The following is a 24,278-nucleotide window of genomic DNA, read 5'->3' on the forward strand; positions in this document are numbered from 1 at the left end:
CAGGCTGTTTGGCGGTGGGGGGGCTGTTTGTTTCCGGAGAAGCGGGAAAGGGAACGGACCGTTCATAGCACCGCCGCCCCACCGCTGTCGGTCCCGTGCTCTAACGTGCGGGTCGTGGAGTTCGGCACAGAAACCCAAGCCACCTTCGTCCCCTCGGATCCCCCGCGGGACGGCTTGCTGACGCTCTGGGGAGACGGCGTGGCGGGTGACACCGCGATCGAACTCGTGCTGCCGGTGGGCAAGGAGAACAAGGTCTTCCGGCGCACGAAGGTCGACGCGGCACTCGTCCCGCTGTCACGCGCGATCCCGCGGCTGCTGACCGCCGAGGGTGATCCGAGCCCGGCCATCGCCGCGTGGTCGGCCGTCGCCGAAGCGGGGGTGAACCTCATCGCCCGCGGGAGGCTGCTGCCCGCGGCCTCGCCCGGCGGGGTGGATTCGTGGCGCGTCGGCCCGCTCGACGTCGCCGACGAGGAGATGCTGCGCGGGCTCGCCGCCGCGCTGCCGCCCGAGGCGCACGCACTGCCGTTGTCCGGGCTGAAACGGATCCGGCTGCATTCGCCGGAGTCGTTGATCCGCGCGTTCTGGGACGCCACGGCGGATGTGCTGGTCCGCACGCCCGCCGCGAGTGTCGCGGCGGGTGGGCCGGCGTTCGCTTCGGCCGAGCCGACGCTGGTCGGTCCGGACGGTGCGGCGTGGCTCGCGGAGCTGAGCGCCCGGCAGGCCCACGGCGCGCATCTCGTCCTGCGTATGGAGGTGCACGAGCCCGAGAGTCCCGAAGAAGAGCCCACGTTCGCCGCCGTCCTCGCCGTGCGGAGCGCCGCCGATCCGAGCTTGATCGTCGAGGCGGCGACACTCTGGGACGCACCCGAAGCGGTGCTGGAACGGATGGGCGAGCAGGTCGAGACGCAGTTGCTGCTCGGTCTCCGGCGCGGCGCCAGGGCGTGGGCGCCGCTCGGTCGCATGCTCCAGTCCGCCGCGCCGACCGGGCTGGTGCTGGAGTACGACGAGGTCGCCGACCTGCTGACCCACGGGGACGCGGCGCTGGGAGGCGCCGGCATCGAGGTGCAGTGGCCGAAAGACCTCTTCGCGAGCGAGCTCAAGGCGAAGGCGAGCGCGACCCAGGCCCCGGGCAGTGTCACCGGACCCGAGTTCACGCTCAAGAGCCTCCTCCAGTTCCGCTGGCGGCTGAGCCTCGGTGACGAGGACCTCACCGACGCCGAGGTCACCGCACTCGCGGAGGCGAAACGGCCTTTGGTGCGGCTGCGGGGCAAATGGGTCAAGGTCGACGCACGCCTGATCGCGAAAGTGCGTGCTCATCGCGCGAAGAAGCTGTCCGGGGCCGAGGCGCTGGCCGCGGCGCTCACCGGCGAACTGGAACTGGACGGTGAGAAGGTCGAGTTCACCGCCCCGTCGGCGCTGACCGGGCTGCTCCAGCGAATCCGTGACAGCGCCGCGGAACCGATCGAGCAGCCCGCGGAACTGCGGGCCACCCTGCGGCCGTACCAGAAGGCGGGCCTGGCGTGGCTGTCGACGATGACCGGACTCGGTCTCGGCGCCTGCCTGGCCGACGACATGGGGCTGGGCAAGACGATCCAGCTCATCTCCCTGCATTTGCACCGCCTCCCGCGTGGGGAAGGCCCCACGCTCGTCCTGTGCCCGACTTCGCTGCTGGGCAACTGGGAACGCGAGTTCGCCCGGTTCGCGCCGGACATCCCGGTGCGCCGGTTCCACGGCGGCGGACGGCATCTCGACGAGGTCGCGCCGGACGAGGTCGTGCTCGCCACGTATGGGGTTCTCCGCCGGGATCGTGGCACACTGTCCGAAGTGGACTGGGGGATGATCGCCGCCGACGAGGCGCAACACGTCAAGAACCCGCTTTCGGTCACCGCCAAGGAGTTGCGGAAGATCCCGGCCGCGGCGAAGGTCGCGCTGACCGGGACACCGATGGAGAACCGGCTCACCGAGCTATGGTCCATCATGGACTGGACGACACCGGGGCTGCTCGGCTCGCTCGACGGGTTCCGCCGCAAGGTCGCCCGTCCGATCGAACGCGACCGGGACGTCGCCGCCACCGAACGGCTCGCCACGACCGTCCGGCCGTTCCTGTTGCGCCGCAAGAAGACCGACCCGGACATCGCCCCCGAACTACCGCGCAAGACCGAGACCGACCGGTTCGTCCCGCTCACCGCCGAGCAGACGACGCTGTACGAGGCCGTGGTCCGGGAGAACCTCGCGATGATCCGCGAGCTGGACGGGATGGCCCGGAGCGGGCAGGTGCTCAAACTGCTCACCGAGCTCAAGCAGATCTGCAACCACCCGGCGCAGTACCTCAAGGAACCCGGGGTACTGCACGGCCGGTCCGGCAAGCTCGCGGCGTTCGAGGAGTTGCTCGACGTCATCCTCGACGAGGGTGACAGCGTGCTCGTGTTCAGCCAGTACGTCCAGTTGTGCCGCCTGCTGGAGAAACGCCTGGCCGAACGCGGGTTGCCGACGATGCTGCTGTCCGGGTCGAGCACGCCCCAGGCAAGGGAGGACATGGTCGCCCGGTTCCAGGCGGGCGAGGCGCCGGTGTTCCTGTTGTCGCTCAAGGCGGGCGGCGTCGGGCTCAACCTGACCAAGGCGACCCACGTGATCCACTACGACCGCTGGTGGAATCCGGCGGTCGAGGACCAGGCCACCGACCGCGCGTACCGGATCGGGCAGGACAGGCCGGTCCAGGTGCACCGGCTGATCGCCGAGGGCACGCTGGAGGAGCGCATCGCCAAGGTGCTGGAGACCAAGCGCGGGCTGGCCGACGCGGTCATCGGCGCGGGTGAGAACTGGATCACCGAACTGTCCGACGACGAACTCGCCGACCTCGTCCGCCTCGGGGACACCTGATGCCCAGCGCGACAGGGCGGAAGCGGCGCGCCTTCGGCAACACGTGGTGGGGCAAGGCTTGGGTCGAGGCTCTGGAAGAGCGCGCCAAGCTCGACCCGAACAGGCTGCCACGGGGTCGCACGTACGCGCGCAAAGGCACGGTCAGCAGGCTCGCGGTCGGCGCGGGCGAGGTGACCGCGTGGGTACAGGGCAGCCGGGCGGCGCCGTACCGGGTGACCATCCACATGCGGGCGTTCACCGAGGCGAAGTGGGAGAGCCTGCTCCGCATGGTCGGTTCCCGGCTCGGGCACGTCGCGGCCCTCCTCGACGGTGAACTGCCCGGCGAGCTGGCCGAGGACGCGCGGGCCGCGGGCGCGGATCTGCTCCCCGGCCCCGGCGATCTGCGCCCCAAGTGCTCCTGTCCCGACAGCGCGAACCCGTGCAAGCACGTGGCCGCGGTCTACTACCTGGTCGCGGACGAGGTCGACGCCGATCCGTTCGTGCTGTTCCTGCTCAGAGGCAGGCCGAGGGAGGCCGTGCTCGCGGAACTGCGGTCCCGCCGTGCTCGCGCCGGTGAGCCGGGCAAGCGGGTGCGTGCCCCCGCGGCGCCCGGGGTGGATCCGAAACGTGCCTATACCCGGCGGATCGCCGCGCTGCCGCCACGACCGGCGGTCCCGGGCACGGTCGGACCGCCCGCGGTCCTCGATCTCGACCCGCCGCACCGCACGGGCTGGAGCGGTGACATGTTCGTCGAACTGGCCGCCGACGCCGCCGCGCGGGCCTGGGAGCTGCTGGTGATGGGGCCCGAGCGCGAGGTGGAACTGTCGTTCGAGGAGGACCTCGCGCGTCGCGCGGCGGTCGGCGATCCGCACGTGGTCGCCGAACTCGCCGAGGCCGCGGGAGTCCCGGTGCGCGATCTGGCCGTCTGGGCGCAGGCCTGGCGCGAGGCGGGCCGAGGCGGGATGGCCGTGGTGCGGGAGCCCTGGCGGCCGGGGCAGGCGCCGCTCGCGCAGGCCGGAGCGGACCTCGCCGAATCGGGGTTGCCGGGAACGCCGAAAATCTGGCGGAACCGGATAACCCAGGGCGACCTGCAACTGCGTTACGGCCGTGACGAACGGTGGTACCGCTTCGTGCGCGACGGCGAAGGCTGGCGGGTCGACGGCCCGTCCTCCGCCCGCCCGACCGACGTGATCTACCCGCCCTGACGCCCAGCCTCGTGAGTGGAGTTCCAACCGGCACTGCGTGGGGCGCGGTGGTCGTGAGTGGCGATTCGGGGTAGGTAAGGAGGCCTTCACGGACCGGCCCCTGCGGACGACCGCTGCCGGAATCCGCGTCGCTACCCAAGACACCCTCGGCCCTGACAGTCCTGGTCACTCACGACCCAGCACGGCGGCGCCAAGTGCGATAGCTCCACTCCAGGAACCGTTCCACCCCGCGGACCACGTGTGCGCTGCGGATCGAGGGGAAGACGTCGAAGGCGTGCTGCGCGCCGGAGATCTCCGCGTACGCGACTTCACGCTGGGACTTCTCCCGGAGGCGCCGCACGAACTCGCGGGCCTCGCCCACCGGCACCAGCGAGTCGTGGGCGCCGTGGATGACGAAGAAAGGCGGCGCGCCCTCGGTGATCCGGTCCAGCGGTGACGCCGCGACGTAGTCGTCGAGGAAGTTCACCGGATCCCGGTCCGCCTCGAAGACGTGCCGGGCGATCAGCGTCTTGAGCCGGGTCTGGCTGGAGCGCCGCCCGCTGGTCGCGGCGAAGTCGTACACGCCGTAGAGCGGGGCGCACGCCTGGACGCTCGTGTCGGCTTCGGTGAAGCCGGGTTGCAACGCGGGATCGTTCGCGGTCAGTGCCAGCAGAGCGGCGAGATGCCCGCCCGCCGAACCTCCGGTGACGGCGATGAACGACGGGTCGCCACCGTAGGACTCGGCGTTGTCCCGGATCCAGGCCAGCGCGCGTTTCGCCGCGACGATATGCGCGGGCCAGCGGGCGGCGGGGGAGAGCGGGTAGTTGATCGCGACGCAGATCCAGCCGCGTTTGGCCATGTGCAGCATCAGCGGCAGGCCCTGCTGGTCCTTGTTGCCGATCACCCACGCGCCGCCGTGCACCTGCAGCAGGATCGGCGCGCCGGTGACCGGTTCGCGCGGCGCGTAGACGTCGAGCAGGAACCGCTTACCGCCGGGCGCGTAGGCGATGTTGCGGGTACGCCGGACGGCGGGGTCGCGCATCCGGAACGGCATGGCGAGCTGGCCCCACGGCGTCGCGAGGTCGGTCGGGCTCGGCGGATGTTCGAGTTCGTCGGTGTAGGCCTCGCCGATGCCTTCGGTCAGCGCGGTCTCGATCTCGCCGCGGGCCCGCTGGGACTGCGCGACCAGCGTGCCGAGCCCGGCCGCCGACGCCGCGGCGAGGGCGAGTCCGGCCTTGCTCGACCCACCCCGGTGCCGGGCGGCATGCGCCGCCGCGTCGGCCGCGGTGAGCGCGAGCAGATGCGGGGCGAGTTCTCCGGTGAGCCAGCCCGCGAAGAACGCCGGAACCGCCGTCCGGGCGCCTCTCGGCGGCTTCAGCGCGTTCGCGGTGAGCGCGAGCTGGAGTGCCTGACGGACGACGAAACTCGGCTGCATGGGCACTGATCCTACCGCCGGTTGACCGGATAGAACCGGTTACAAATTTCACTTAAGGTGATTCTTATGCGGGGATTGAGTGGTCTGGACGCGAGTTTCCTCTACTTGGAGACACCGGCCCAGGTGCTGCACGTGTGCGGACTGCTCGCGGATCCCGCCGCGCGGGTGCTCATGCTCGCGGAGTCCAACCGGCACTCCATGCTCCAGGACTGGGCGCAATTCTCGGCGGCGACCATGTTCGGCCTCGCGGTGCGCGCGTATGTCCAGACGGACGACACGCGTCAGGGTCCGGGAATGCCGCCATCCCCGACGCTGAGACGAGATCACGTCGCCCCGTTTCCCGAGGGGGTTGCCGTCACGCCTCCTTCCGGATAAGACTAGAACAGGTTTCACTATTGTGCCCGTTCGCCCCGGTGAGGAGCCAGTGTGGACTTCCAGTTCGACGAGACGCAGACCGAGGTCACCGCGCTGGCCGCGCGCGTGCTCGGCAAGGAGCGCGAGCCCGCCGATACGTGGCGCGCGCTCGCGGACGCCGGTCTGCTCGCGCTGGCGCTGCCCGCCGAACTCGGCGGTGACGGACTCGGTGTCGCCGAAGTCGCCTTGGTGCTGACCGAACTCGGCCGCGTGGCCTCGCCGACGCCCGCGCTGGCGTCGCTGGCGTTCGGAGTCCTGCCGGTCACGGCGCTCGGCGGCCCGGGCCAGCGCGCGTCGCTGCTCCCGCCGGTCGCCGCGGGTGAAGCGGTGCTCACCGCCGCGCTGAACGAACCTTCCGCGCCGTTCACCACCCGGCCCGCGACCGTCGCGGGATCGGCGGGGGACTGGCGGCTGAGCGGGGTCAAGGTCGGCGTGCCGTTCGCCGCGGAGGCGACCCGGATCCTGACGCCGGCCTCGCTGCCCGGTGGCACCGGCGTCTTCCTCGTCGATCCCCATGCGGACGGCGTGACGCTGAGCCCGACGAGAACCTCTTCCGGCACGCCGGACTACACGATGACGCTGGACGCCGTGACGGTCACCGACGCCGATCTCCTCAACGGGCACGGACCCGGCGAGTCGATCGCGACCCTGCACCGGTTCGCGCTCGCGGGTGCCGTGGCGTTCGGCGACGGGTTGCTCGCCGGCGCGCTCGCGCTGACCACGAAGCACATCGGCGAACGTGAACAGTTCGGACGCCCGCTGGCGGCGTTTCAGGCGGTGGCACAACAGATCGCGGACGTCTACGTCGCTTCGAGGACGGTCCAGCTGGCCGCGCGGTCGGCGGTCTGGCGGCTCGCGGCGGGGCTCGACGCCGAGGCGGAGCTCGCCATCGCGGCGTACTGGCTGGCGGAGGAGACGCCCGCGGCGCTGGCCGTCTGTCACCACCTGCACGGCGGGATCGGCGTGGACGAAACGTATCCGCTGCACCGGTTCTCGTCGGCGGTCAAGGATCTGGGACGAACGCTCGGCGGCGCCGCCCATCGGCTGGCCGGACTGGGCGAACTGGTGGCGGGGTGAACCGATGCTGATCGAACTGACCGCGGCGCAACACCAATTGCGCTCCGAACTGCGAAAGTACTTCGCCGGGCTGGTGAGCGCCGACGAGCGGCGCGCGATGCTGCGGGAGCGGCATGGACCGGTGTATCGCGAGATCGTCCGGCGGATGGGCCGTGACGGCCGGCTCGGCGTCGGCTGGCCGGAACAGTACGGCGGCCGGGGTTTCAGCGAGATCGAGCAGCACATCTTCGTCGACGAAGCCGCGCGGGCCGACGTCCAGCTGCCGTCGGTGACCCTGCAGACCGTCGGGCCCACGTTGCAGGCGTTCGGCACCGAGGCGCAGAAGTCCTTGTTCCTGCCCAAGATCCTCGCGGGCGAGGTACATTTCGCCATCGGCTACACCGAACCCGACGCGGGAACGGACCTCGCGGCCCTGCGCACGACAGCGGTGCGCGAAGGCGACGAGTACGTCGTCAACGGCCAGAAGATCTTCACCACCGGCGGGCACGACGCCGACTACATCTGGCTGGCCGTGCGCACCGCGGCCAACGCGCCGAAACACAACGGGATCTCGATCCTCATCATGGACACCCGCGATCCGGGCTATTCGTGGACGCCGATCATCACCTGCGACGGCGCGCACCACGTGAACGCCACCTACTACTCGAACGCCCGGGTGCCCGCGGACATGCTGGTGGGCAAGGAGAACGAGGGCTGGCGGCTGATCACCACGCAGCTGAACCACGAACGCGTCATGCTCGGCCCCGCCGGGCGGATCGGCGGGCTTCACGACCGCGTCCGCGAGTGGGCGGCGTCCAGGAAGACCCCGGACGGCACGCCGCTGCTCCAACTGCCCGACGTCCGGGCCGTCCTCGCGGAAACCCTCGCGACCGCCCGGATCAACGAACTGCTGAACTGGCAGGTCGCGGCGTCGTCGGCGACCGGACCGGTGGCGGTGGCCGACGCGTCGGCCACCAAGATCGTGGGCTCCGAACGCATCCAGCGGCTGACCAGGAGACTGGAGGAGATCGTGGCGCGACACGGCGATCAGGCCGACGCCGAAACCGCGGAACTGGCGCAGTGGCTGGACGTGGTGGCCAAACGCAATCTGGTGCTGACCTTCGGCGGCGGCGTCAGCGAGATCCAGCGCGAACTGATCGCCACCGCCGGGCTCGGCCTGCCGAGAGTGCCGCGATGAGCATCCGGGAAGCCGCCGAACGCATCGCCGCGCGCGGGGAATCCGCGCCGAGGGCCGCCCGGGACGCGGTCAACCAGGCGATGGTGCACAACTGGGTCGAAGCCATCGGCGACCGCAATCCGGTGTACGTCGACGAGGAGTTCGCCGCCGGAAGTGTCCATAAGGGACTCGTCGCGCCACCCGCGATGGCGCAGGTGTGGACGATGGGCGGGCTGCACTGGACGAGGACGTCGGACGATCCCCTCGGCGCGATGATGGAGGTGCTCGACGAAGCCGGGTTCACCTCGGTCGTCGCGACCAACTCCGAGCAGAACTACTTCCGCTACCTCCGGCACGGTGAACGGGTCGAAGCGACCGCGAAACTCGAGAGCGTCGTCGGGCCGAAACGCACCGCGTTGGGCGAAGGCTGGTTCGTGACGACGAAGACCACCTGGTATGTCGGCGATGAGGCGGTCGCGGACATGGTGTTCCGGGTGCTGAAGTTCCGTCCGCCGGGTGCCGGGCCCGCCAAGGCGGCCGCCCCGGTGTTGCGACCGGTGATCAGCAAGGACACCGAGTTCTTCTGGGCAGGCCTTCGCGAAGGGGAACTGCGGATCCAGCGGTGGGGCGAGACCCTGCGGCATCCGCCCGGCCCGATGCCGCCGGACGGCGATCTCGACGTCAAGCCGGACTACGTCGTCGCGTGCGGCCGCGGAACGGTCTACAGCTACGTGGTGCACCACCACCCGAAGGTTCCCGGCAAGGAGTCGCCGTTCGTGGTCGCGCTCGTCGAGCTGGAGGAGGGTGTCCGGGTGATGGGCGAGCTGCTCGACTCCGATCCCGAGTCCGTCCATATCGGACTCCGTGTGAAGGCCGCCTTCGTGAAGGTCGACGAGGAACTGACGTTGCCCGCTTGGAGGGTCGCGCGATGAAGGACTGTTCGGTCGGCACCGAGTTGCCGCCGCTGAAGATCGAGGCCACCCCGACCTTCGTGGTGAGCACCGCGCTGGCGACGCGGGACTTCCAGGACGTCCACCACGATCGTGACGCCGCCGAGCGGCGCGGATCGAAGGACATCTTCCTCAACATCCTCACCGATACCGGCCTGGTGCAACGCTTCGTGACCGACTGGGCGGGCCCGGAGGCGTTCGTGCGGTCGATCAAGATCCGGCTCGGCGTGCCCTGTTACGCCTACGACACCCTGACCTTCACTGGCAGGGTCACGGAACGGGACGGCGACGACGTGGTGGTCGCGGTGTCCGGTGTGGACAGTCTCGGCGAACATGTGGTGGGCACCGTGGCGCTCACGTTGGGAGGCGAGTGATGACCCTGTCCGGACGGGCGGCCATCGCGGGGATCGGCGCCACGGAGTTCTCCAAGGACTCGGGTCGCAGCGAGCTGCGGCTGGCGGCCGAAGCGGTTTCGAGCGCGTTGAAGGACGCCGGGCTCACGCCGTCCGATGTGGACGGTCTGGTGTCGTTCACCATGGACGGCAACAGCGAGATCGCCGTGGCGCGGGAGCTCGGTGTCCCCGAACTCAAGTTCTTCAGCCGGATCCACTACGGCGGCGGGGCGGCGGCCGCGACCGTGCAGCAGGCCGCGATGGCCGTCGCGACCGGCGTCGCGGACGTCGTTGTCGCGTACCGGGCCTTCAACGAACGGTCCGGGATGCGGTTCGGGCAGGTCTCCTCGGCGGCGGCGGGGCAGGTCAACTCCTCCGGTGTCGACAACGCGTTCCACTACCCGATGGGCATCGCGACCCCGGCCGCGACCGTCGCCATGCTCGCCCGGCGCTACATGCATGAGTACGGCGCGACCAGCGAGGACTTCGGCAGGGTGGCCGTCCTCGATCGCGCCCGCGCGGCGACGAACCCCAAGGCGTGGTTCTACGGCAAGCCGATCACGCTCGAAGACCACCAGGCGTCCCGCTGGGTCGCCGAACCGCTGCACCTGCTGGACTGCTGCCAGGAAAGTGACGGCGGGGTCGCGCTCGTGGTCACCGGTGCCGAGCGGGCGCGTGACCTGCCGCACCGGCCCGCCGTGATCGCGGCGGCCGCGCAGGGCAGCGGCCCGGACCAGTACGTGATGACCAGCTACTACCGCGACGATCTCCCGGCGCTGCCCGAAATGGGTGTCGTGGGACGGCAGCTGTGGGAGCAGTCCGGGCTGGCGCCCGGTGACATGGACCTCGCCGTGCTGTACGACCACTTCACCCCCTATGTCCTGATGCAGCTGGAAGAACTCGGCTTCTGCGGGAAGGGTGAGGCCAAGGACTTCATCGGCGGCGGCACCCTGGAACTGGACGGGAAACTCCCGCTCAACCCGCACGGCGGACAGCTGGGGGAGGCCTACATCCACGGGATGAACGGGATCGCCGAAGGGGTCCGGCAGCTGCGGGGCGAGGCCGTCAACCAGGTCGAAGGGGCTTCGCGCGTGCTGGTGACCGCCGGCACCGGCGTACCTACGAGCGGATTGGTCTTGACCGCGGGTTGAGATCACCTCAATGTCCGATGGTGTACTAGAACGGTACCTGCGACGGTGGAAGGGACCACCGCCGGAGGAGGTGCCATGTCCGGAATCGTCGCTTGGACACTCACCGCGGTGTTCGCCGCGCTGGTCCTGCCATGCGTGCTGAGACTCGTCCGGCTGGACTACGGCACGCAGGGCGCGGCGGTCCGCAACGGTGACCTGGCCGAACTGCTGCTCGTCGTCGCCATGGTCGCGATGCTGTCCCCGGTGGGCGGCCCGATCCCCGCGGCGGGCTGGCAGGCGGTGCTGGCGCTGACCGCGGGCTGGTTCGCCGTCGCGTGGTGGAAGGGGCGGCGGTCCGGGCACGCCGCGTGCGGGCATCACGCCGTGTCCGCCACCGCGATGCTGTTCATGGTGACGTTCATGCCGCACAGCGAAGTCACCCACGGTCCGTGGCTGGTGATGTCCGGCCCCGGCGGTGCATCGGCGCTGTGGCTTTCGCTGGTCTTCGGTGTCGTGGCCGCGTACTTCGCGGTGGACGCCGTGCGCGCCGGTGTTTCGGCGGCGCGGGGTGCCGGAGGCTCCGCCCAGACGTCGCGGTGGGTGTGCCGGGTCGTCATGGGACTGGGAATGGGGTACATGCTGCTGGGCGCGGCGCTCTGACCCGCAATTCGCCATCTGCTCGCGCGGTCGGCGAGCGCAAGCAGGTGACTAATCGCGGAGGATCCGGCGCACGACCCCTGCCTCGGCGGCGCCCGCGTCCGGCAGGCTGTCGGCCGGATTGTCCGCGGCCCACTTCGCGGCGTCGGCGATGTCCTTGTTGAGCGCGACGATCAGCGCCTCCGACGACGGATACGCCTCCTGCTCGCGCAGGTGGTGGCCCAGCCAGACGGTCAGCACCTCGCCGTAGAGGTCGCCGCTGAACTCCAGCAGATGCGCCTCGACGAGCCGGTAGCCGTCCGCGCCGTAGTAGGTCGGCCGCCTGCCGACCGAGACCGCCGCCGCGATCCGGGTGCCGTCGGCGCGTTCGGCCCAGCCCGCCCACACTCCGTCGCCGACTTGGCCGTCTTGGTCGCGCAGCGCGATGTTGGCGGTGGGGAAGCCCAGCTCCCGGCCCCGCTGATCGCCCTTCTCCACCTGGCCACGGACCACGAAGTACTCCGCCGTCATGCCGCTCCCGTCGCAGTCGTCACGAGAGCCATGAATACCACGCCCCACATCCGGGGTCGACCGCCGTCCACGCCACGAGAGTGTCCACTGTGTACTCGATCACGCCGTGACGAGCCGGTATCCCAGGTCCAGTTCCGTCCGGCCGAGCAGGCCGACGTGGTGCCGGTGCCAATGTCCGTCGGCCAGGTCGGCGCGCAGCCGCTCGACCGCCGTCGCGACGACGTTCTGATCCAGCAACGCCACCCCGGACATCCCGGCGCGCACGCGCTCGGCCAGGTACGCCTCCGGCCTGCGCCAATACGCGCCGAGGAACCCGTCGACGCAATCCGAGGGCACCGGCAGCGGAGCCACCGTGGGTGTCACGCCCGCCGCGCCCAGCTCCTCGACGACCCGGTCGAGACAGGCGAGCCTGCTCTCGTGTTCGGCGATCTCCGGCAGGTAGTCCCGCACCAGCCAGAACCGCGCGAACACCGCCTGATCCCAGGTCACGATGACCTGGCGGCGGGACACGCGCCGCAACTCGGACAGCCCGGCCGTCACATCCGTCCAGTGGTGCACGGTGAGCACCGCGAGGGCCGCGTCGAAGGCGCCGTCGGGGAACGGCAGCTCCTCCGCGCACGCCTGGACGGCGGGGGCCGCGGTGGGCGGACGCTGCGCGATCATCCGCCGCGACGGCTCGACGGCCACCACGTCGCGGTCTCCCGGTTCGTAGGAACCGGCGCCTGCCCCGACGTTGACCACCGAGCGCGCGTCGCCGAGGGCGGCGGTGACGGCGGCGGCGATGCGGGAATCCGGGCGTCTTGATCGCACGTAGTCCCGGCCGAGTTCGGCATACGGGTCCGAGATCAAGGGGCGCACCCGGCCGAGTCTAGCCAGAGCCGCTACCTGCGGGAACGATGATTCAGTCTGTCGTGGTCAAGAAAGTGTCGGAAAGGACGGGTGCCTCGTCCCGGTCCGGCGCCGTGGTGGTGATCAGCAGCCCGGCGGGCTCGCGCCAGACGCGGGTTCGCAGCGGTTCGCCGGGGAAGACGACGCCGGCGAACTTGGCCGAGAACGACGCGACGCGGGAGGCGTCGCCGTCGAGGAGTTCGTCGGTGACGGCCTTCGCGATGACGCCGTAGGTGCACAGGCCGTGCAGGATCGGCTTGCCGAACCCGGCCGCCGCGGCGAACGCGGGATCGGCGTGCAGCGGGTTGCGGTCACCGCAGAGCCGGTAGAGCAGCGCCTGCTGCGGCAACGTCGGCGTGTCGATGACCGCGTCCGGTTCGCGCGACGGGAGCTCGACGCGATCGGACGGGCCGCGTTCGCCGCCGAACCCCCCTTCGCCGCGGGCGAAGATGCTCGACCGCAGTGTCCACAGTGGAGTGCCGTCCGAGTCGGTGGCGACCGTCTCGTTCACGATCACGGCCGCCTTGCCCTTGTCGAAGACGTCCACGATCCGCGTCCGCGCCACCGCCTTCCCCGACGTCGGAATCGGCCGGTGCGCGATCACTTCCTGCTTGCCGTGCAACACCTTTCCGAGGTCGACCTCGACGCCAGGGAAGGAGACCGCGGGCGGTTCGAAGACGCGCAGGTTCGCCGCCACGGTGGCGAACGTCGGGAGCACCTGGAGGTCGTCTTCGTAGGTGTAGCGCAGTTCCCGCGCGCTCGTCGGGTCCGTGCCCGCGCCGAGCGCCAGGTGGTAGAGCTGCACGTCCGACGCGGTCCAGGCGAAACTCACCTCGCCGAGGTCGGCGCCGATCGCGACGGTGGGATCGATGGGCACAGGAACTCCTACGGTGCTGTGGGCTTGTTCGGGGCAGGGCGAACTCGCGTGTCCGAAGGCGGAACTCGCGTGATCGGAGCCGGAACTCGCGTGATTGAAGGCGGAACTCGCTGGCCGTGTGCCATCGGGCTCCAGACACGCGAGTTACGGCTCTGGACACGCGAGTTACGGCCGGAGACACGCGTGGTGCGGCTCTGGACACGCGTGGTGCGGGGCCGGATACGTGTGTCGTCCGGTGGAAAGTCGGCGCGCGCGAAGCGGACCTCGCATCTCTGCGGTTTGCCTGAAGGAACCACCGGCATCTCTATTCGTAGGTGACGGTGACATCGTCGGTCAGTGGCAGGGACTGGCACGCCAAGACGATGCCTTCGGCGATGTCGTCGCCGTCGAGGACTTCGTTGTCGAGCATCTTCACCTCGCCGGAGGTGACTCGGCAAGCGCAGGCGCTGCACTGGCCCTCGCGACACGAGTACGGCGCGTCGAAACCCTTTTCCAGCAGCAGGTCCAGCAGCTTCGTCCGGCGGGGCCAGTCGAGCTTCTTGGTCTCACCGTCGAGGGTGACTTCGACCGCCGCCGGGGTCTCGGCCTCTTCGACGGCGACGGGCTCGGCCACCTCGAACGGGTTCCCGCCGAGGGACAGGAAGCGCTCCAAATGGATCCGCTCGCGCGGCAGCCCGAGGTCCTTGAGCACCGTGCGCGCGGCGTCCATGAACGGGCCAGGACCGCAGATGAACGCCTCGTGCGCGGTGTACGGCGCCACCAAGGCGCGAAGGTGTGTCTCGGTCGGAAGTCCTTGCAGGCTTTCCAGCCAGTGCACGACGACCAGCCGGTCCTGGTATCGAGCGGCGAGGTCGGCGAGCTCCCGCGCGAAGATCACCGACCGCTCGTCGCGGTTGGCGTACAGCAGCACCACCTTGCCGGTTCCGTGTTCCAGCGCGGACTTCAGGATCGACATCACCGGCGTGATGCCGCTGCCGCCCGCGAGCAGCAGGAAGTCCTCCTCGAGCGACGCGGGGCTGAACACCCCGGCCGGCGGCAGGACCTGGACCTCCTGACCTGCCTGGAGGTTGTCGCAGAGCCAGTTCGACCCGTAGCCGTCGGCCGTGCGTTTGACGGTGACCTGCACCCGGTTCTCATGCGGCGCACTGGAGAGCGAGTAGCAGCGTGCCACCGAACCGGTCCGCTCGCTCGGCACGCGCACGGTGACGAACTGCCCTGGGGTGTAAGCGAAAGCGGAGACGTGCTCGGCCGGGATCTCGAACACGATCGAACGCGCGTCGGCCGTCTCGGTGATCACCTCGGCCACGGTCACGGTGACGGGACCGCTCATTCGGACACCTCCAGCAGGCCGTCCTTCAACGCGGCGTCGATGCTCTCGCTGAGATCGCCGCAGGTGTCGAGCAACGCCGTCTGCGCGCCGGACGCCTTCTGCTCGGCGAACACCGGGCAGCTCCGGGACGCGTCACTCGTCCACTGGATACTGGTGTGCTGCATGCTGTTCTTCTTGACCAGCACGCACGTCCCGCACGAGCGACAACTCAGGGGCCGCAGCCCGGCGGTGAGGAACTCGACGGTCTCGGGCTTCACACCCCGGCCTCTTCCGCCTGCTGCCGTGCCAGGTTCTCGGCCACCTCCGCCGCCCAGACCTCGTTGGCGCGGCTGGTGTCCACTTCGAACTCGAACCGCCGTGTCATGTCCTCGGTGACGTCGGCCGCGTCCACATAGAACTGGTCGTACCAGCGGCGCAGCTGGTAGACCGGCCCGTCCTCCTCGCACAGCAACGGGTTGTCGATCCGGGTCTTGGTGCGCCAGATCTCCACGTCCTGCAGGAAGCCGACGCCGATGCCCTTGGCGAACTTCCCGGCGATCTTGTCCGCGTGCTCGTCCGAGACGCCCTCGAACTTCTTCACGCTCACGCCCCACTGCAGCACGAACGAGTTCTCGGTGACCGGGTAGTGGCAGTTGATCAGCACGTTCTCGATCTCGAAACCCTGGTACGTGTTGAGCAGCTTGTTGATCATGTACGACGGCCCGAAGTACGACGCCTCCGACCGCAGCAGGTTCTCCTCGCCGCCGTAGTTGGACGCCATTCCCTTGTCCGGGCGGCCCTTCGTGTTCAGGTACTGGGTGGCGATGTGGCCTTCGAACACGTTCTTGAAGTAGGTCGGGAAGGCGTAGTGGATGTAGAAGAAGTGCGCCATGTCGACCATGTTGTCGATGATCTCGCGGCAGTTGGAGCCCTCGATCAGCACCGAGTCCCAGGTCCAGTTGCTCCACTCGCCGGTGAACACGCCCTCGATCCGCGGGATGACGACGTCCTCGGGTGGCGGGTCGCCCTCCGGATCGTGCCAGACGAACAGTTGCTTGTTCTCCTCCAGCACGATCCACGATTTCGTCCGCGCCCGCAGCGGAACCCGCTTGGCGTAGGGGATCGAGACACATTTGCCGTTGCCGTTCCAGCGCCAGTCGTGGAACGGGCAGGCGATCTCGTCGCCCTTGACCTCGCCCTGGGTGAGGTCGCCGCCCATGTGACGGCAGTACCCGTCGAGCACGTTCAGCTTGCCGGACGAATCGGCGAAGACCACCAGTTTCGTCCCGAACGCGGTGATGGGGTGCGGTTTCCCGTCCCGGAACGGCTCGGCGAGGCCGAGACAGTGCCAGCCGCGCGCGAACCGGGACGGGGGCGCGCCCGCGTCGATCTGCCGTACGGATTCCGTCGTCATCGGCTGCCTCCCGGTTGACCGTGATCTTGCTGCGCGAGATGCTCGGCCGCAAGGTAGCCGAACACCATCGCCGGGCCGATCGTCGCGCCGGGGCCGGCGTAGGTGCGGCCCATCACCGCCGCGCTCGTGTTGCCCGCCGCGTAAAGTCCGTCGATCACCGACCCGTCCTCGCGCAGGACGCGTGCGTGCGGGTCGATCCTCAAACCGCCCTTGGTGCCCAGGTCGCCGGGCACGATCTTCACCGCGTAGTACGGCGCGACGTCCAGCGGGCCCAGGCTGGGGTTGGGTTTGTTCCGCGGATCGCCGTAGTAGTGGTCGTACGCGCTGCGCCCGCGGTGGAAGTCCTCGTCCACGCCGCTTTTCGCGAAGCCGTTGAACCGGCGCACGGTCGCTTCCAGCGCGTCGGCCGGGACCTCGATCCGCTCGGCGAGTTTCGCGATCGTGCTCGCCTTGACCGCGATGCCCGCTTTGAACCAGCGGCCGGGCAGCGGCTGGCGCGGCCCGAGGCCGGTGAACATGTACCGGTTGCGGTTGCGCTGGTCGAACACCAGCCAGGTCGGGATGTTCTCGCCGGGCCCGTCCTGGGCGCCGTACATCGCGTGCACGGTCTCGACGTACGGCGCCGACTCGTTGACGAAGCGTTCGCCCCGCGCGTTGACCATGAGACAGCCCGGCCGCGACCGTTCGGCGAGCGCGAACCACGGGCCGCCGGTCAGCGGGATGGACGGACCCCACCAGGCGTCGTCCATCAGGTCGACGGCCGCGCCGAGTTTGAGCCCGGCGTCGATCGCGTCGCCGGTGTTGGCCTCGGCGCCGACGGTCCACTCCGTACCGATGGGTGCCCGCTGGTACTTGACCCGCATCTCCTCGTTGCGTTCGAATCCGCCCGCGCCGAGGACGACGCCGAGCCGCGCGCGGATCGTCTTGTCCTCACCCTCGTGGCGGACGACGACGCCGGTCACCCGGTCGCCTTCGATCTCGAGGTCCACCAGCGGTGTGTTCAGCCAGACGGGGACCTCCGCCCGGCGCAGACCCTCACGCAGACCGGCCGCAAGCGCTTGCCCCATGGAAAGCAGCCGCTGCCGCCGGATCCGGCCCGCCAGCCAGCGGCCGCCGAGACCGAACACGCGGAGGATGCCGCGCGGATGCCGGGCGAGCAGGCTCAGCCACCGGTAGTCCGCCTGGGTGATCGGGGCGCCGAGCGGGGGAGCGCTGTACGGCGGCTCAAGATTCGCCAGTTCCGGCCCCAGCAGCTTGCCGTCGAGCGCGGCCGGTTCGACCGACCGTCCGCCGGCGCGCCCGCCGGGGGCCTCGGGGTGGTAGTCCGAGTAGCCGCGGACCCAGCGGAAGCGCAACGGCGTCTTGTCGCAGACGAAGGACAGGACCTCGGGGCCGCGGTCGAGGAAGGCCGACCGGAGTTCGGCGGGGACGACGTCACCGACGATCGCTTCGAGGTATTCGTGCGCCCGATCCGGGGGCTCGGAGATCCCGGCGGCGCGCAACGCGTGGTTGCCGGGGATCCAGACGCCGCCGCCGGAGCGCGCCGTCGAGCCGCCGAAGCGGGCGGCCTTCTCCACGACCAGCACCTCGAGTCCCCGGTGGGCCGCGGACAGTGCGGCGGTCATCCCGGCGGCACCACTGCCCGCCACGATCACGTCGAACTCCATACGCCCCTCACCTGAAACACGTTGTAGGAAGCAGGTAGCAGCATCCGCGCTGCTCCAGTCACCATAGACGAGAACGTGTTCTAGTTCTAGGGTGAGGTCATGGACTCCCTCGTCGCGGATGTGGTGATCGTGGGCTTCGGTGCGGCAGGCGCCTGCGCGGCGATCGAGGCCGCCGACGCCGGTGCCCGCGTGCTGGTGCTGGACCGGTTTTCCGGTGGTGGCGCGAGCGCGGTCAGCGGCGGTGTCGTCTACGCCGGTGGCGGGACGGCACAGCAGCGGGACGCGGGTGTCGACGACGGTGTCGACGCGATGTACGACTACCTGCGGCTCGAGGTCGGTGACGTCGTCTCCGAAGAGACCCTGCGGCGGTTTTGCGCGGGCAGTACGGAGATGGTGACCTGGCTGGAGGGCAACGGTGTCCCGTTCGAGGGAAGCCTGTGCCCGTACAAGACGTCTTATCCGAGCGACAAGCACTATCTGTACTACTCGGGCAGCGAGGCGGCGGGCGGTTTTCGCGACGCCGCCAAGCCCGCGCCGCGCGGACACCGCGTCAAAGGGCCGGGTACGTCGGGAAAACTGCTGATGAAACGGCTCATGGAGGCCGTCCGGAGTCGCGGGATCCAGGTGCTGCCGCAGACCGCCGCCCGGAATCTGATCGTGGACGCCGACGGCACCGTGACCGGCGTCGTCGTGTCGACCTTGCGAGACGCGCCCGCTCGCGTGCGGGCCGCGCATCGGAGGCTGTCGGAGTATGCCGCGAAACCGGGCATCTATGTGCCGTCGCTGCGGAAGTCGCTGCATCGGCGGGTGGAGCGGATCGAGCGTCGCTACGGCCGTGAGCTGCGGGTTTCCGCCTCGCGCGGGGTCGTCCTCGCGGCGGGCGGGTTCATCGCGAACCGCGAGATGGTGCGCGAGCACGCGCCGGCGTATCGCGGCGGACTGGCTCTCGGGACGTCGGCCGACGACGGATCCGGGATCCGGATGGGAGTAGAGGCGGGCGGGGCGACCGCCGAACTCGGGCGGATCTCCGCCTGGCGGTTCATCACGCCGCCGTCGGCGTTCCTGGGCGGCCTGCTCGTGGACGAGACGGGCGGCCGGATCATCGACGAATCCCGGTACGGCGCGGCCGTCGGCGAACGCATGATCACTGGACACGAAGGGCGTGGCTGGCTGCTGGTCGACGACGCCATCGTCCGGGAGGTCCAGCGGGACGCGCGTGGGCAAAGTCAATGGTTTCAAGGACTTCAGGTGCGTTACCTGTTGCGGCAACGCGTCGTCGCGGGTTCGCTCGACGAGGTCGCGCGCAAGGCCGGCGTCGACCCCGGCGGGCTGGCCGCCAGTGTGGAGGCCTCGCGGTCCGGCGCGGATCCGACGGGCAAACCCGCGGAATTCGCGCGGCCGCTGGATCGGGCGCCGTACTCGCTGATCGACGTCTCGATCAAGCCGAACCTCGGCTATCCGTGCCCGATGCTGACGCTGGGCGGCCTGGTCGTGGACGAGGAGACCGGGGCGGTGCGGTCCGCCGACGGTGCTCCGATTCGCGGGCTGTACGCGGCGGGGAGGACAGCGGTGGGAATCTGTTCCAGGTCCTATGTGAGTGGTCTGTCACTGGCCGACTGCGTGTTTTCCGGTCGGCGTGCCGGACTGCACAGTGCGCTCGACCGGGGATCGGTCGACAAAAACGAGAACGTGTTCTAGTCTTGGCTTCGGTTCATGGTCCAGGGCAAGAGAGGGAACGCATATGAGCGAGCACGCCGCGCAGGACGTGATCGCGGGGATCCGGGAGCTGCTGCCGGTCCTGCGGGAGCGGGCGCAGGAGGCGGAGGACGCCCGGCGCGTTCCCGAGGAGTCCGTCAAATCCCTGCAGGAGACCGGGTTCTTCAAACTCCTGCAGCCGAAGACGTTCGGTGGCATCGAAGCCGACCCGGTGAGCTTCTACACGGCGGTCAAACTCATCGCGAGCGCGTGCGGGTCCACGGGCTGGGTCGCCTCCATCCTCGGCGTCCACCCGTGGCACCTCGGCCTGTTCGAGGCGCAGGCACAGCAGGACGTCTGGGGTGACGACACCGATGTCCGGATCTCGTCGTCGTACGCGCCGATGGGCAAGGCGGACGTCGTCGACGGCGGCTACCGGCTCAGCGGGCGCTGGAGTTTCTCCTCCGGCTGCGACCACGCGACCTGGGTGCTGCTGGGCGGCCCGGTGTTCGAAGACGGTAAGCCGGTCGACTTCTGCACTTACCTGGTGCCGATCTCCGACTACACGATCGAAGACGTCTGGGACACCGTGGGCCTGCGCGGCACCGGCTCCAACGACATCATCGTGAACGACGTCTTCGTGCCGAAGCACCGCGCGCTCAGTTTCCTCGCGACGTCGAAGTGCAAGACGCCCGGACAGGAGATCAACCCCGGGCCGCTGTACAAACTCCCTTACGGTTCGGTGCACCCGAGCACGATCACCGCGCCGATCATCGGGATGGCGCAAGGCGCTTACGACGCGCACGTCGAGTACCAGGGCAAGCGCGTCCGCGCGGCGTACGCGGGCGAACAGTCCAAAGAGGACCCGTTCGCCAAGGTGCGGATCGCCGAGGCGGCGAGCGAGATCGACGCGGCCTGGCTCCAGCTGACGCACAACATCGACGAGCTGTACCAGCTGGCGTGCAAGGGGGAGAAGCTGCCGTTCCCCACGCGGCTGCGGGTCCGCCGCGACCAGGTTCGCGGTACGGAACGCGCGATCTTCGCGATCGACCGGCTTTTCGAGAACTCCGGCGGACGTGCCTTGCGGGCCGGAACCCCGATCCAGCGGTTCTGGCGCGACGCCCACGCCGGCCGGGTGCACGCGGCGAACGACGCAGAGCGCGCCTACGTCATGTTCGGAACCGGCGCCTTCGGGCTGCCCGTCGAGAATGCGATGGTCTGATGACCGAAGGCAAGTACGTCACCGTCCAAGAGGGACTGAAACTGCACTACCACGAGGCGGGCGGGGAACATCCGGAGACGGTGATCCTGCTGCACGGCGGTGGACCCGGTGCGTCGGCGTGGAGCAACTTCGGCCGCAACCTGCCGGTGTTCGGCAAGAGTTACCGGACACTGGCGATCGACCAGCCCGGGTTCGGCCGGTCGGGCAAACCGACCGAGCATCCGCAGTACTTCCGGCACAGCGCGGACGCGGTGGTCGGCTTGATGGACGAACTCGGCATCGAACGCGCTCATTTCGTCGGGAACTCGCTCGGCGGCGGGACCTCCGTGCGGCTCGCGCTCAACCATCCGAAGCGTGCCGGACGTCTTGTCCTGATGGGACCGGGCGGCCTGAGCGTGAACCTGTTCGCGCCCGATCCCACCGAGGGCATCAAGAACCTCGGCCGGTTCAGTGCCCCGCCGGGCCCGAGTCGCGAGAAGCTCGAAGCCTTTCTCCGGATCATGGTGCACGACCAGTCCCTGATCACCGACGAGCTGATCGACGAGCGGTTCGCCGCCGCGAGCGCGCCGGAGTCCCTGGCGGCGATGAAGGCGATGGGCAAGTCGTTCGCGCAGCCCGACACGTACGAGGAGGGCATGCTGTGGCGTGAGGCGTATCGCCTGCGCCAGCGGGTGCTGCTCATCTGGGGCCGGGAAGACCGGGTCAACCCGCTCGACGGCGCCCTGCTCGCGCTCAAGACGATCCCGCGTGCCCAGCTGCACGTGTTCGGCGGCTGCGGCCACTGGGCGCAGCTGGAGAAATTCGACGAGTTCAACCGGCTGGCACTCGACTTCCTGGGAGCCTCCTGATGGGTATCCGTTCGCTCGCCTACCTCCGCATCGAAGCCACCGACATGGCCGCGTGGCGCGAATACGGGCTGAAGGTCCTCGGCATGGTCGAGGGCTCCGGCACGAATCCGGAAGCGCTCTACCTGCGCATGGACGACTTCCCGGCGCGGCTCGTGATCTTCCCCAGTGAGCACGACAGGCTCGCCGTGGCGGGCTGGGAGGTCGCCAACGCCGGCGAACTCGACGAGATCCGGGCATCGCTCGACGCGCACTCGGTGCCGTACAAGGAAGGCACCCCGGATCAGCTGGCCGATCGCCGGGTCGACGGCCTGGTGTCCTTCGAGGACCCCTCAGGCAACACGCTCGAAGTCTTCCACGGCGTCGCGTTGCAGCATCGGCGCGTGGTGAGCCCGTACGGGCACAAGTTCGTCACCGGCGAGCAAGGGCTCGGGCACGTCGTACTGTCCACCCACGACGACGACGCTTCCTTGCGGTTCTATCGTGACGTGCTCGGCTTCCGGTTGCGGGACTCGATGAAACTGCCGCCGCAGATGGTCGGCAGGCCCGCCGACGGCGCTCCGGCGTGGCTGCGGTTCTTCGGCTGCAACCCGCGTCACCACAGCCTCGCGTTCCTCCCGATGCCGACACCGAGCGGCATCGTGCACCTCATGGTCGAAGTGGAGAACACCGACGACGTCGGCCTCTGTCTCGACCGGGCCATCCGCCGGAAGGTGCCGATGTCGGCCACCCTCGGGCGGCACGTCAACGATCTGATGCTCTCGTTCTACATGAAGACTCCCGGCGGATTCGACGTCGAATACGGCTGCGAGGGGCGTCAAGTGGACGACGAAAGCTGGATCGCCCGAGAGAGTACGGCGGTTTCCTTGTGGGGACACGACTTTTCAGTCGGCGTCCGTCGAGTATCAGGGCAGTCGTGACCCCGGTGACGGACCTCGGCGCGGAGATCGATCCGGCGCGGTTCCGCACGGTGCTGGGGCATTTCTGCACCGGCGTCACCGTGGTGACCGGGCACGACGGCCGGGCGCCGGTGGGGTTCGCGTGCCAGTCGTTCGCGGCGCTTTCCCTGGATCCACCGCTGGTGCTCTTCTGTCCCGCCAAGACGTCCCGGACGTGGGCGGTACTCGCCGAATCCGGCCGGTTCGCGGTCAACGTGCTCGCTGAGGACCAGCAGGACGTCAGCGCCGTGTTCGGCGCGCGGGGAGCGGACAAGTTCGCGTCGGTCGACTGGTCCCCCGCCCCGTCCGGCTCCCCTTTGCTGGCGGGGGCGTTGACGTGGATCGACTGCACGCTCGAAGCCGTGCACGAGGCGGGTGACCACTATGTCGTCGTCGGCAGGGTCACCGCGCTCGGGGAACCGTCGGACGATCGTCCGCTGCTGTTCCATCGGGGGCGGTACACGGTGACCGAGCCGGTGGTGGACGAACTCGCGGCGCTCATGCCCTGGCCGCGTCCTGACGATTGGCTCTGATCGGCTCGCCGGCCTCGTGCAGGCTGCGCAACGCGAGCTTGTAGGACTCGATGAGCCCGGTCTCGTGATAAGAAACACCGAGCTCGGCGCAGTACTCCTGGACGATGGGCCGCGCGCGGCGCAGGTGCGGCGACGGCATACTCGGGAACAGATGGTGCTCGATCTGGTAGTTGAGCCCGCCGAGCGCGACGTCGACGATCCGGCCGCCGCGGACGTTGCGTGACGTGAGCACCTGCTTGCGGAGGAAGTCGAGTTCGGTGTCACCGGACAGGATCGGCATCCCCTTGTGGTTGGGCGCGAAGATCGACCCCATGTAGACACCCCACAGCGCTTTGTGGACGACGAAGAAGACGAGCGCCTTGCCGGGGGAGAGGACCAGGAGCAGCGCGCTGAAGTAGAGCACGAAATGCGTCAGCAGCATGGCCGCTTCGAGCCCGCGGGCCCGGATGCCCGGCTTCGAAACCGCGCGGATTCCGGAGACGTGCAGGTTCAGGCCTTCGAGGGTGAGCAGCGGGAAGAACAGGAACGCCTGGTAGCGGCCGATGAACCGGGGGATGCCCTTGCTGGCCCGCGCCTGGTCCTTCGACCATACGAGGATGTCCGGATCGACGTCGGGGTCGAGGTCCTCGTGGTTCGGGTTCGCGTGGTGGCGGGTGTGCTTGTCCATCCACCAGCCGTAGCTCATGCCGACGCCGAGGTTGCCCGCGATGCGGCCCGCGATCTCGGCCGGGCGGCGGGTGCGGAACACCTGACGATGCGCCAGGTCATGGGACAGCAGGGCGATCTGGCCGAACATCACCGCCTGGAAGACGGCGATCCCCAGTTGCCACCAGGAATCCCCGATCGCGAAGAAGGCGATCCACCCGGCGACGAAGAGGGTCGCGACCAGCCCGATGCGGAAGACGTAGTAGCCGGGACGGCGGTCGAGGAGGCCCGCTTCGCTGACGCGGCGGGACAGGCGGGCGAAGTCGCTGCCTGTGCGGAGGTTTGCGGTCACCCTGGTGAGTCTGGTGCATGGACTGGGCAGGATGAATGCGGCATGCCGGTGGGCCCGTGCTGGGGCTGGCCCTACCCCGCACCGGATCGAGGGATTCGGGGTTCGCGCTTGACCTTGACATCGTGACAA

The 24,278-nt window shown here is 69.4% G+C and carries 23 protein-coding genes; 14 read left to right on the forward strand and 9 right to left on the reverse strand.

From position 1 onward, the window contains the following. Nucleotides 1-105: 105 nt before the first annotated feature. Together ACZ6DT_RS35705 and ACZ6DT_RS35710 are read left to right on the forward strand one after the other, a co-directional pair. Complete coding sequence (locus tag ACZ6DT_RS35705; protein WP_465603530.1) at nt 106-2,880, forward strand: DEAD/DEAH box helicase; 2,775 nt, start codon at nt 106-108, stop codon at nt 2,878-2,880. Next, nucleotides 2,880-4,064 (forward strand): SWIM zinc finger family protein, encoded by a 1,185-nt coding sequence (locus ACZ6DT_RS35710; protein WP_465603532.1) that lies wholly within the window; start codon nt 2,880-2,882, stop codon nt 4,062-4,064. The genes ACZ6DT_RS35705 and ACZ6DT_RS35710 overlap by 1 nt, the downstream gene beginning before the upstream one ends. Nucleotides 4,065-4,233: 169 nt before the next feature. On the opposite strand, the gene ACZ6DT_RS35715 is transcribed toward ACZ6DT_RS35710, so the two are convergent. Beyond that, on the reverse strand, nt 4,234-5,478 hold the full coding sequence (locus ACZ6DT_RS35715; RefSeq protein WP_465603534.1) for an alpha/beta hydrolase: 1,245 nt from the start codon (nt 5,476-5,478) through the stop codon (nt 4,234-4,236). 66 nt (nt 5,479-5,544) lie between these two features. Here ACZ6DT_RS35715 and ACZ6DT_RS35720 point away from each other — a divergent pair, with 66 nt between their 5' ends. From ACZ6DT_RS35720 to ACZ6DT_RS35750, 7 genes are all read left to right on the forward strand, one after another. Continuing rightward, a complete protein-coding gene (locus tag ACZ6DT_RS35720) occupies nt 5,545-5,853 on the forward strand; it encodes a hypothetical protein (protein ID WP_465603686.1) in 309 nt (102 codons plus the stop codon). A 51-nt stretch (nt 5,854-5,904) separates the two neighbouring features. Continuing rightward, the gene (locus ACZ6DT_RS35725; RefSeq protein WP_465603536.1) at nt 5,905-6,969 is read left to right on the forward strand and encodes an acyl-CoA dehydrogenase family protein; all 1,065 of its coding nucleotides are present in this window, start codon (nt 5,905-5,907) and stop codon (nt 6,967-6,969) included. A 4-nt stretch (nt 6,970-6,973) separates the two neighbouring features. Beyond that, a complete protein-coding gene (locus tag ACZ6DT_RS35730; protein WP_465603537.1) occupies nt 6,974-8,146 on the forward strand; it encodes an acyl-CoA dehydrogenase family protein in 1,173 nt (390 codons plus the stop codon). Then, nucleotides 8,143-9,057, forward strand: coding sequence for a bifunctional MaoC family dehydratase N-terminal/OB-fold nucleic acid binding domain-containing protein (locus ACZ6DT_RS35735; RefSeq protein ID WP_465603539.1), 915 nt, complete (start codon nt 8,143-8,145; stop codon nt 9,055-9,057). The genes ACZ6DT_RS35730 and ACZ6DT_RS35735 overlap by 4 nt, the downstream gene beginning before the upstream one ends. Next, a complete protein-coding gene (locus tag ACZ6DT_RS35740; RefSeq protein WP_125785485.1) occupies nt 9,054-9,449 on the forward strand; it encodes a MaoC family dehydratase in 396 nt (131 codons plus the stop codon). The genes ACZ6DT_RS35735 and ACZ6DT_RS35740 overlap by 4 nt, the downstream gene beginning before the upstream one ends. Next, entirely contained in the window at nt 9,449-10,618 is a 1,170-nt protein-coding gene (locus tag ACZ6DT_RS35745; protein WP_465603541.1) for a lipid-transfer protein, read from the forward strand. Before ACZ6DT_RS35740 ends, ACZ6DT_RS35745 begins: the two co-directional genes overlap by 1 nt. A gap of 75 nt (nt 10,619-10,693) precedes the next feature. Next, a complete protein-coding gene (locus ACZ6DT_RS35750; RefSeq protein WP_465603543.1) occupies nt 10,694-11,257 on the forward strand; it encodes a DUF5134 domain-containing protein in 564 nt (187 codons plus the stop codon). A 48-nt stretch (nt 11,258-11,305) separates the two neighbouring features. On the opposite strand, the gene ACZ6DT_RS35755 is transcribed toward ACZ6DT_RS35750, so the two are convergent. From ACZ6DT_RS35755 to kstD, 7 genes are all read right to left on the reverse strand, one after another. Beyond that, a complete protein-coding gene (locus ACZ6DT_RS35755; RefSeq protein WP_465603545.1) occupies nt 11,306-11,764 on the reverse strand; it encodes a riboflavin kinase in 459 nt (152 codons plus the stop codon). A 99-nt stretch (nt 11,765-11,863) separates the two neighbouring features. Continuing rightward, the gene (locus ACZ6DT_RS35760) at nt 11,864-12,613 is read right to left on the reverse strand and encodes a class I SAM-dependent methyltransferase (RefSeq protein WP_465603684.1); all 750 of its coding nucleotides are present in this window, start codon (nt 12,611-12,613) and stop codon (nt 11,864-11,866) included. Between the two features lie 52 nt (nt 12,614-12,665). Continuing rightward, nucleotides 12,666-13,529: a MaoC/PaaZ C-terminal domain-containing protein gene (locus ACZ6DT_RS35765; RefSeq protein WP_465603546.1), complete on the reverse strand. Its 864-nt coding sequence runs from the start codon at nt 13,527-13,529 to the stop codon at nt 12,666-12,668. Nucleotides 13,530-13,833: 304 nt separating this feature from the next. Beyond that, a complete protein-coding gene (locus ACZ6DT_RS35770) occupies nt 13,834-14,859 on the reverse strand; it encodes a 2Fe-2S iron-sulfur cluster-binding protein (protein WP_465603548.1) in 1,026 nt (341 codons plus the stop codon). Then, on the reverse strand, nt 14,856-15,116 hold the full coding sequence (locus ACZ6DT_RS35775) for a hypothetical protein (RefSeq protein WP_465603549.1): 261 nt from the start codon (nt 15,114-15,116) through the stop codon (nt 14,856-14,858). The genes ACZ6DT_RS35770 and ACZ6DT_RS35775 overlap by 4 nt, the downstream gene beginning before the upstream one ends. Then, nucleotides 15,113-16,252, reverse strand: a complete 1,140-nt coding sequence (locus ACZ6DT_RS35780) for a Rieske 2Fe-2S domain-containing protein (RefSeq protein WP_465603551.1) — start codon at nt 16,250-16,252, stop codon at nt 15,113-15,115. The genes ACZ6DT_RS35775 and ACZ6DT_RS35780 overlap by 4 nt, the downstream gene beginning before the upstream one ends. Continuing rightward, nucleotides 16,249-17,919, reverse strand: a complete 1,671-nt coding sequence (gene kstD, locus ACZ6DT_RS35785) for a 3-oxosteroid 1-dehydrogenase (protein WP_465603552.1) — start codon at nt 17,917-17,919, stop codon at nt 16,249-16,251. Before kstD ends, ACZ6DT_RS35780 begins: the two co-directional genes overlap by 4 nt. 99 nt (nt 17,920-18,018) lie before the next feature. Between kstD and ACZ6DT_RS35790 the strand changes: the two genes are divergently transcribed. From ACZ6DT_RS35790 to hsaB, 5 genes are read left to right on the forward strand one after another with little or no spacing between them, the layout of a single operon-like run. Beyond that, entirely contained in the window at nt 18,019-19,617 is a 1,599-nt protein-coding gene (locus ACZ6DT_RS35790) for an FAD-binding protein (protein WP_465603553.1), read from the forward strand. 43 nt (nt 19,618-19,660) lie between these two features. Further along, nucleotides 19,661-20,836, forward strand: coding sequence for a 3-hydroxy-9,10-secoandrosta-1,3,5(10)-triene-9,17-dione monooxygenase oxygenase subunit (gene hsaA, locus ACZ6DT_RS35795; protein ID WP_465603555.1), 1,176 nt, complete (start codon nt 19,661-19,663; stop codon nt 20,834-20,836). Then, complete coding sequence (gene hsaD / locus ACZ6DT_RS35800; protein ID WP_465603557.1) at nt 20,836-21,684, forward strand: 4,5:9,10-diseco-3-hydroxy-5,9,17-trioxoandrosta-1(10),2-diene-4-oate hydrolase; 849 nt, start codon at nt 20,836-20,838, stop codon at nt 21,682-21,684. Before hsaA ends, hsaD begins: the two co-directional genes overlap by 1 nt. Beyond that, the gene (gene hsaC / locus ACZ6DT_RS35805; RefSeq protein WP_465603558.1) at nt 21,684-22,601 is read left to right on the forward strand and encodes an iron-dependent extradiol dioxygenase HsaC; all 918 of its coding nucleotides are present in this window, start codon (nt 21,684-21,686) and stop codon (nt 22,599-22,601) included. The genes hsaD and hsaC overlap by 1 nt, the downstream gene beginning before the upstream one ends. Continuing rightward, nucleotides 22,598-23,152: a 3-hydroxy-9,10-secoandrosta-1,3,5(10)-triene-9,17-dione monooxygenase reductase subunit gene (gene hsaB, locus ACZ6DT_RS35810; protein WP_465603560.1), complete on the forward strand. Its 555-nt coding sequence runs from the start codon at nt 22,598-22,600 to the stop codon at nt 23,150-23,152. The genes hsaC and hsaB overlap by 4 nt, the downstream gene beginning before the upstream one ends. On the opposite strand, the gene ACZ6DT_RS35815 is transcribed toward hsaB, so the two are convergent. Then, the gene (locus ACZ6DT_RS35815) at nt 23,118-24,149 is read right to left on the reverse strand and encodes a fatty acid desaturase family protein (protein ID WP_465603562.1); all 1,032 of its coding nucleotides are present in this window, start codon (nt 24,147-24,149) and stop codon (nt 23,118-23,120) included. The genes hsaB and ACZ6DT_RS35815 overlap by 35 nt on opposite strands. Nucleotides 24,150-24,278 lie beyond the last annotated feature (129 nt).

The organism is Amycolatopsis sp. NPDC041971 (genome assembly GCF_055588925.1).

Excerpts from the sequence above, each read along its gene's own strand:
- ACZ6DT_RS35710 (WP_465603532.1), top strand. The coding sequence starts at position 2,880 with ATGCCCAGCGCGACAGGGCGGAAGCGGCGCGCCTTCGGCAACACGTGG.
- ACZ6DT_RS35715 (WP_465603534.1), bottom strand. The coding sequence starts at position 5,478 with ATGCAGCCGAGTTTCGTCGTCCGTCAGGCACTCCAGCTCGCGCTCACC.
- ACZ6DT_RS35720 (WP_465603686.1), top strand. The coding sequence starts at position 5,545 with ATGCGGGGATTGAGTGGTCTGGACGCGAGTTTCCTCTACTTGGAGACA.
- ACZ6DT_RS35730 (WP_465603537.1), top strand. The coding sequence starts at position 6,974 with ATGCTGATCGAACTGACCGCGGCGCAACACCAATTGCGCTCCGAACTG.
- ACZ6DT_RS35735 (WP_465603539.1), top strand. The coding sequence starts at position 8,143 with ATGAGCATCCGGGAAGCCGCCGAACGCATCGCCGCGCGCGGGGAATCC.
- ACZ6DT_RS35740 (WP_125785485.1), top strand. The coding sequence starts at position 9,054 with ATGAAGGACTGTTCGGTCGGCACCGAGTTGCCGCCGCTGAAGATCGAG.
- ACZ6DT_RS35745 (WP_465603541.1), top strand. The coding sequence starts at position 9,449 with ATGACCCTGTCCGGACGGGCGGCCATCGCGGGGATCGGCGCCACGGAG.
- ACZ6DT_RS35750 (WP_465603543.1), top strand. The coding sequence starts at position 10,694 with ATGTCCGGAATCGTCGCTTGGACACTCACCGCGGTGTTCGCCGCGCTG.
- ACZ6DT_RS35755 (WP_465603545.1), bottom strand. The coding sequence starts at position 11,764 with ATGACGGCGGAGTACTTCGTGGTCCGTGGCCAGGTGGAGAAGGGCGAT.
- ACZ6DT_RS35770 (WP_465603548.1), bottom strand. The coding sequence starts at position 14,859 with ATGAGCGGTCCCGTCACCGTGACCGTGGCCGAGGTGATCACCGAGACG.
- ACZ6DT_RS35780 (WP_465603551.1), bottom strand. The coding sequence starts at position 16,252 with ATGACGACGGAATCCGTACGGCAGATCGACGCGGGCGCGCCCCCGTCC.
- kstD (WP_465603552.1), bottom strand. The coding sequence starts at position 17,919 with ATGGAGTTCGACGTGATCGTGGCGGGCAGTGGTGCCGCCGGGATGACC.
- ACZ6DT_RS35790 (WP_465603553.1), top strand. The coding sequence starts at position 18,019 with ATGGACTCCCTCGTCGCGGATGTGGTGATCGTGGGCTTCGGTGCGGCA.
- hsaA (WP_465603555.1), top strand. The coding sequence starts at position 19,661 with ATGAGCGAGCACGCCGCGCAGGACGTGATCGCGGGGATCCGGGAGCTG.
- hsaD (WP_465603557.1), top strand. The coding sequence starts at position 20,836 with ATGACCGAAGGCAAGTACGTCACCGTCCAAGAGGGACTGAAACTGCAC.
- hsaC (WP_465603558.1), top strand. The coding sequence starts at position 21,684 with ATGGGTATCCGTTCGCTCGCCTACCTCCGCATCGAAGCCACCGACATG.